This is a genomic window from Halorhodospira sp. 9621, assembly GCF_022228055.1.
Taxonomy (GTDB): Bacteria; Pseudomonadota; Gammaproteobacteria; order Nitrococcales; family Halorhodospiraceae; genus Halorhodospira; species Halorhodospira halophila_A.
Genome location: NZ_JAJNRD010000066.1, coordinates 1 through 3,537 on the forward strand (window position 1 = coordinate 1; position 3,537 = coordinate 3,537).

Here is a 3,537-nt window from a genome sequence, read left to right on the forward strand (position 1 = left end):
TGTGGAGCCACAACTCGATGGCGATGGTCAGCCGATAACAATATGGGATGGTCGCTCGTACAAAGAGCACCCGGCTACAGGCGAGCTGGTCCCTGACGAGGCTCAGCGCCTTCAGGTTTACTGCTACATAAACCCCCGACGAGCGGACTGGCCGGAGGCTGATTTTGTAGTAGGGAACCCTCCTTTTCTCGGCGCTTCCAATATGCGCCGTGCGCTTGGGGATGGTTATACCGATGCTGTGCGCCGTGTGTTCAAGGGCACTGTACCGGAATCCGCGGATTTTGTGATGTATTGGTGGCATATCGCTGCTGCGAAGACTCGCCACGGCTTTCTCCATCGCTTCGGATTCATCACTACTAACAGCCTGCGTCAGACGTTTAATCGGAGGGTTCTGGGGTTCCACTTGCAAGATAGTAAGAGGCCGCTCTCCTTGGTGTTCGCGACACCTGATCACCCATGGGTTGATAGTAACGATGGTGCCGCCGTTCGAATCGCGATAACCGTCGGCGAGCGAGGGCGGCATGAAGGCGTGCTCGCACAGTCCGTGCATGAAACCCGCAGTGGCGACGAGGGAATTGCGGTTCGTTTTAAAAAGCGAGAGGGCATCATTCATCCCGCTTTGTCTGTGGGAGCCAATGTTGGAGCGGCCAAGCCGCTTTCATCCAACACAGGGATAAGCGCCATGGGGGTCAAGCTTCATGGTGCTGGGTTTATCATCGATCATGATAAGGCGAATGACCTTTGCCAAGAGGGGATCGAGCTCGAGGAAGGAATTATACGGAACTTCAGGAATGGTCGAGATGTCTCTCAAACCCCTCGGGGGGTAAAAGTTATCGATCTGTATGGGCTTGACGCTGAAACCGTCCGTAGGCGTTATCCTGCGGTCTATCAACATGTCCTCGAACGAGTAAAGCCTGAGCGCAACCAGAACAAGCGCGCGACCTATCGCGACTACTGGTGGATTTTTGGGGAACCCCGAAAAGACTGGCGGAGGATGGTAGCCGGTCTTCCGCGTTACATCGCTACAACACGAACCGCGAAGCACCATTTATTTGTTTTTCTAGATCGGTCTATCTTGCCCGAGTCAAAGCTGGTTAGTATCGCGACCGATTCCCCCTTTTTCCTGGGCGTGCTTGGAAGTCGTCTTCATGTCACATGGGCGTTGGCGACCGGTAGCGCCTTAGAAGATCGGCCAACCTACAACCACTCTGTTTGTTTTGAAACCTTCCCATTTCCGCTTTCGAGCGATGGTTTGGCGGAGCACATCGCTGAACTGGGCGAGCGCCTAGATACCCATAGGGCAGAGCGCCAGCGCGACCACCCCGGTTTGACCCTGACCGGCATGTACAACGTCTTGGAGAAGATCCGCGCCGGGGAGACCCTGACGAAGAAGGAGCGCACGATCCACGAGCAGGGCCTGGTCTCGGTACTTGGGGAGCTACACGATGAACTCGACCGGGCCGTATTCGAGGCTTACGGCTGGGGCGATCTCGCCGACGTGCTAGTGGGTCGTCCCGGCGCGACCACGCCGCTCCCAGACAAGCCCGAGGACCAAGAAGAAGCCGAGCAGGAGCTCCTGCAGCGCCTCGTAGACCTCAATGCCCAGCGCGCTGCTGAGGAGGCCCGCGGGCATGTCCGCTGGCTGCGTCCTGAGTTTCAGGCGCCACACGAGGCGGGTGACCAGACAAGTGAGAGCAGCGGGCACGAGGCGGAGCAGAACGAGTTGGCCACGGTTTCTACCGCCGCAGAGCCGGCCGGCAAGAAGCCGACGTTCCCGAAGAATACGGGTGATCGCATCCGGGCGGTTCGCCAGGCCCTTACGGAAGGGCCCCAGACCACTGACAGCATCGCGGCTCGCTACACGCACCGGCCCCGCAAGGCCGTCCAGGCTGCCCTAGAAGCCCTGGAGGCTATCGGTATGGCGAGCCATGAGGGTGAGTTGTGGTGGGAGACTTAAAAAGAGGTGGTTACTGCGCTATATAGGCTCAGCGTACTCCCTTATATTTTCGACACCGTATATATCACTACTACGCGAAAACGAAGGACAATACTGCAACATGCGTCGGAAAAGTAACCGCCAGCGGGTAAACCGTCTATTCGTTCTTGGTGCTGGAGCCTCAATGAGCTCGTCCTTAACTCGCTCCGGAACGAAAGAAAGGCACGCCCCGCTAGACAGCCAATTCTGCGAACGCATTAAAGAAGTGGAAGCGCACCGTCCGGGTTGGGTTAACGGCGCCCGAGACTTCGTCCTGAAGGAATGGAAAGATCACATCCCTTTCGAGTCGCTCGCCCTTGAGGACGCCATAATACGACAGATGGGCCACATGGAGTTCATCGACGCGATCCACCCAAACAAGAAGAAAAAATCTGTTACCAAAGAAGCTTACTTGAACAATCTGTCGCATCTAATTTGTTATGTGCTTCGGAAGACAAAAGAATCAAATCATCGGTATTATGGCCGTTTGATAGACCACTACTTTGCAGGCGCATTCGATGGAATTACTAACCGCATAATTACCTTTAACTATGACGATATGGTAGATCGGCACCTCCTGAAAACGCACAACCCGGGCGAGATTTACTTTGACAGGATTAAGGGTCGCCGCGACGCAAGACGTAAACGCGACGTGGTATGCGAGCATCCGTTGCTAATCAAGCTGCATGGGTCAGTTAACTGGCGTTGTAGAACAGAGGACTTCGAAACGATTGTCCAGGGCAATCACGACTCCAAAAATAAGCAAAAAATCGAGGTTGTTTGGCAGTCGTCTACAGGGACTCCAGCGCCAGATGACGACGCATCGCCGCTAATTATACCTCCGTTGCCTCAAAAGCCGATAACTCAGGTGAGCTTGTTCCAGTACCTGTGGACTAAGGCATACGAATACCTGCATGAAGCTCATGAAATCGTAATTTGTGGATATTCGCTGCCGCAAACCGATAACTTGGCGCAGTCGCTGTTTGCTAACTTTAGCAATCAGAATCTTCATACTGTGACTGTGATTGATCCAAACCCCGGCATCATGAAGCGATGGAGGGATCTTTTCAGGCGTAAAAACGTCCCGGCGGGAACGCGGTGGCGGTATTTCGAGGATTTCGGGGAGTACATCGATGCGGTCGGCGCATAAGACGGTCCCTTCGCGGATCGTGTGGGTGTCGGCGGCTTGCGGCAGTGTGGCTGGCTGGCCGTGTGACTTTACGGAACAACAGTAGCGCCGTAGCGGCACGACCTGTCGGTGGCATCACCCCCACAGATTTGTAGCGTTGGCATCGCACCACCGAACATTCTAGCGCGCGCACAAGGGGGCTTGCGCGGAGGGAGGACGGGCGGAGCGGGTCCGGGAAACTTCCCCGTCTCCCTGGTTTTTACTCGTAGCGCCCATCGTGGAGGCGCCAGTAAACATCGGAACTGCGGACAGCCGGGTTGAAATCCCCCGCTAGATCCGCTGCCGTCTCTCCTGCCTGGGTACGTTCCCCTGGGTTGGCGCCATGGTCGAGCAGGGCCGTGACCATCGCCGGTTCATTTTGCGAAGCGGCAAT

The 3,537-nt window shown here is 55.9% G+C and carries 2 protein-coding genes; both read left to right on the top strand.

Going from position 1 to position 3,537, the window contains the following annotated elements; all coding sequences use genetic code 11:
• Positions 1-1,957, top strand: a 1,957-nt coding sequence (locus LRF89_RS12995; protein WP_338018530.1) for a type IIL restriction-modification enzyme MmeI, incomplete at its 5' end; no start/stop codon positions are given.
• A gap of 100 nt (positions 1,958-2,057) precedes the next feature.
• A complete protein-coding gene (locus LRF89_RS13000; protein WP_238637334.1) occupies positions 2,058-3,125 on the top strand; it encodes an SIR2 family protein in 1,068 nt (355 codons plus the stop codon).
• Positions 3,126-3,537 lie beyond the last annotated feature (412 nt).